The organism is Streptomyces capoamus, assembly GCF_014654935.1.
GTDB classification, from domain to species: Bacteria; Actinomycetota; Actinomycetes; order Streptomycetales; family Streptomycetaceae; genus Streptomyces; species Streptomyces capoamus.
In genome coordinates this window covers 716-3,585 of sequence record NZ_BNBF01000050.1, presented here as the reverse complement: position 1 = coordinate 3,585, position 2,870 = coordinate 716, and the positions used below count along the sequence as shown (strand labels likewise).

Genomic DNA, 2,870 nt, shown 5'->3' with positions numbered 1-2,870 from the left:
CACCGGGCGGACGGGCGCGGACACGGCCCGTGCGGCCGCCGTCCCCGCCTCGGCCGTGTCCGGTCACGCCTCGGCGTGCATCTCGGTGCCGTCCAGGACGGCGGATGCGTCCGTGTTCTCCGGTTTTGCCCGACCTGCCTTGGCCTTGGACTCGTCGGCGGACCGGTCCGGCTTCTCGGGCGTCACGAATCGATAACCGACGTTCCGGACGGTTCCGATCAGCGACTCGTGCTCCGGGCCGAGCTTGGCGCGCAGCCGCCGTACGTGCACGTCGACCGTGCGGGTGCCGCCGAAGTAGTCGTAGCCCCACACCTCCTGCAGCAGCTGGGCGCGGGTGAAGACCCGGCCCGGGTGCTGGGCGAGGTATTTGAGCAGTTCGAACTCCTTGAAGGTCAGGTCCAGCACCCGCCCCTTGAGCTTCGCGCTGTACGTCGCCTCGTCCACCGAGAGGTCGCCGTTGCGGATCTCCATGGGGGAGTCGTCGTTGACGATCTGCTGGCGGCCCATGGCGAGCCGCAGCCGGGCCTCGACCTCCGCCGGGCCGGCGGTGTCCAGCAGTACGTCGTCGATGCCCCAGTCCGCGGTGACGGCGGCCAGGCCGCCCTCGGTGACGACCAGCAGCAGCGGACAGCCGGGTCCGGTGGAGCGCAGGAGCTGGCACAGGCTGCGGACCTGGGGCAGGTCGCGGCGGCCGTCGACGAGGATGACGTCGGCGCCCGGCGTGTCGACCAGGGCGGGTCCCTCCGCCGGGGCCACCCGCACGTTGTGCAGGAGCAGGCCGAGGGCCGGGAGCACCTCCGTCGACGGCTGGAGGGCGTTGGTCAGGAGCAGCAGAGAACTCATACGTCTGGTTCCTCCTCGGTCCCTGCGAGGACTGTGCGGACGGGTACTGCTCTGCGATCCCGAAGGCCCGTACACCGCGGTCGCCGGGGCTTCCCGCTTCGTATACAACGCTTCCGAAAGCACAAAAGGACCCGGGGGCTACGCTGCCCGAGTCCTCTGCCCAGCAGAATAGCCCACATGAGCAACCGTTCGGCGGGTCATGGGACACGTTCCACCATTCGTCCGTATGGCGAGACAGGCAGACAGGGCCCTATCCGGACGTTTCTGCGTACGGCTGACGGGATCGCGATCGATTCCGTATACGATCCCGGGCCCGCCGCGTACGGACCGCTGCCCGACACCTCCCGGCCGCCCGCCCGTGGCCTGGTGTTCGTGGTCGCCCACGGCTTCACGGGGGACGTGGACCGCCCGCACGTGCGCCGTGTGGCGGCCGTGCTGCGCGATCGCGGAGCGGTCCTCACCTTCTCCTTCCGCGGCCACGGCCGCTCCGGCGGCCGCTCCACGGTCGGCGACAAGGAGGTGCTGGACCTGGCCGCCGCCGTGGACCGGGCCCGCCGCCTCGGGCACACGCGCGTGGTGACCGTCGGCTTCTCCATGGGCGGCTCGGTGGTCCTGCGGCACGCGGCCCTGTACGGCGGCACGGACGCCGTCGTCTCCGTCAGCGCGCCGGCCCGCTGGTACTACCGGGGAACGGCCCCCATGCGCCGCCTGCACTGGCTGGTCACCCGCCCCGAGGGCCGCCTGGTCGGCCGCTACGGCCTGCGCACCCGCATCCACCACCGCGACTGGGACCCCGTCCCGCTCTCCCCGGTGCAGGCCGTCCCGCGGATCGCCCCGACACCCCTGCTCATCGTGCACGGCGACCGTGACGGCTACTTCCCGCTCGACCATCCCCGGATGCTCGCCGAGGCGGCCGGCGACCACGGCGAACTCTGGGTCGAACCGGGCATGGGCCACGCCGAGAACGCGGCCGGCGACGCCCTGGTGGCCCGCATCGCGAACTGGGCGGTGTCGGCCGCGGGCTAGCCTGCCGCACACTGTCTCTGAACGTTTTTCCGTTTGCCGTCGATTGAGGATTCAGATGCCCAAGGTCACGGTGCGCTACTGGGCCGCCGCCAAGGCCGCGGCCGGCGTCGCCGAGGAGCCGCACGAGGCGGACACGCTGGCCGGCGCGCTGGCCGGCGTGCGCGCGCTGCACCCCGGTGAACTGACGCGTGTGCTCCAGCGATGCTCCTTCCTCGTCGACGGCGACCCCGTCGGGACCCGCGCGCATGAGACGGTACGGCTGGCCGAGGGCGGCACGGTCGAGGTGCTCCCGCCGTTCGCAGGAGGGTGAGCGATGACCGACCAGCCGTACCAGGGCGGCCCCTACGAGGGCCACGACCCCTACCAGCAGCAGTGGCCCGCGCACGAGCAGCACCACGGCCGGACCGGCCACGACCCGGAAGCGACCCAGCAGTGGCAGGGCCAGACCTGGGAGACGCAGACGCACGCGCCGGTGCGGGCGGAGACGGCGTACCTGTCGGGGCAGCAGCAGGAGCACCAGCAGCACCAGCAGCACCAGCAGCACCAGCAGTACGAGCAGTACGAGCAGCACCGGGAGCCGTACCCGCAGCAGTACGAGCAGCCGTACCCGCAGCAGTACCAGCACCAGCCGCAGCAGTACGAGCAGCAGCACCCGCAGCAGCACCCGCAGCAGTACGAGCAGCCGGCACAGCAGCCTCCGCAGCAGTTCGCCGACCCGTACGCCGGAACGTACGCGCCGGAACCGGCACCGGCGCCCGCCCCTGCGCCCGCTCAGGCACCCGGGGCCGAGCCCGCGGAGGCCGGGCCCTCCTACGGTCCCGCCACCCTCGCCGGCAACGCCCGCGTCACCGACGCCCAGCGGGCCCGGCTGGAGGGCCGTTCCCCGATCATCGAGCCCGGCATGCAGCCGGCGCTGCTCACCGCCGTGCTCGGCCTGCTGCTGGCCGCGACGGCGCCCGTCGCCTCGTACGCCCTCGTCGTACCGCTGGTCCTGCTCCAGG

The 2,870-nt window shown here is 72.5% G+C and carries 3 protein-coding genes and 1 pseudogene; 3 read left to right on the top strand and 1 reads right to left on the bottom strand.

The genetic code is table 11. The features are described 5' to 3' along the window. Nucleotides 1-63: 63 nt before the first annotated feature. Entirely contained in the window at nucleotides 64-843 is a 780-nt protein-coding gene (locus IE312_RS37330; protein WP_189986763.1) for a winged helix-turn-helix transcriptional regulator, read from the bottom strand. 177 nt (nucleotides 844-1,020) lie between these two features. On the opposite strand from IE312_RS37330, the gene IE312_RS37325 reads away from it, so the two are divergent. From IE312_RS37325 to IE312_RS43560, 3 genes and pseudogenes are all read left to right on the top strand, one after another. Next, the gene (locus IE312_RS37325; protein WP_189986762.1) at nucleotides 1,021-1,869 is read left to right on the top strand and encodes an alpha/beta hydrolase; all 849 of its coding nucleotides are present in this window, start codon (nucleotides 1,021-1,023) and stop codon (nucleotides 1,867-1,869) included. A 55-nt stretch (nucleotides 1,870-1,924) separates the two neighbouring features. Then, a complete protein-coding gene (locus IE312_RS37320) occupies nucleotides 1,925-2,179 on the top strand; it encodes a MoaD/ThiS family protein (protein WP_189986761.1) in 255 nt (84 codons plus the stop codon). 3 nt (nucleotides 2,180-2,182) lie between these two features. Then, nucleotides 2,183-2,870, top strand: a pseudogene (locus tag IE312_RS43560) (hypothetical protein); the annotation flags it as partial.

What these genes read in the sequence shown, in the direction of transcription:
- IE312_RS37330 (WP_189986763.1), bottom strand. Translation starts at nt 843, where the DNA reads ATGAGTTCTCTGCTGCTCCTGACCAACGCCCTCCAGCCGTCGACGGAG.
- IE312_RS37325 (WP_189986762.1), top strand. Translation starts at nt 1,021, where the DNA reads ATGAGCAACCGTTCGGCGGGTCATGGGACACGTTCCACCATTCGTCCG.
- IE312_RS37320 (WP_189986761.1), top strand. Translation starts at nt 1,925, where the DNA reads ATGCCCAAGGTCACGGTGCGCTACTGGGCCGCCGCCAAGGCCGCGGCC.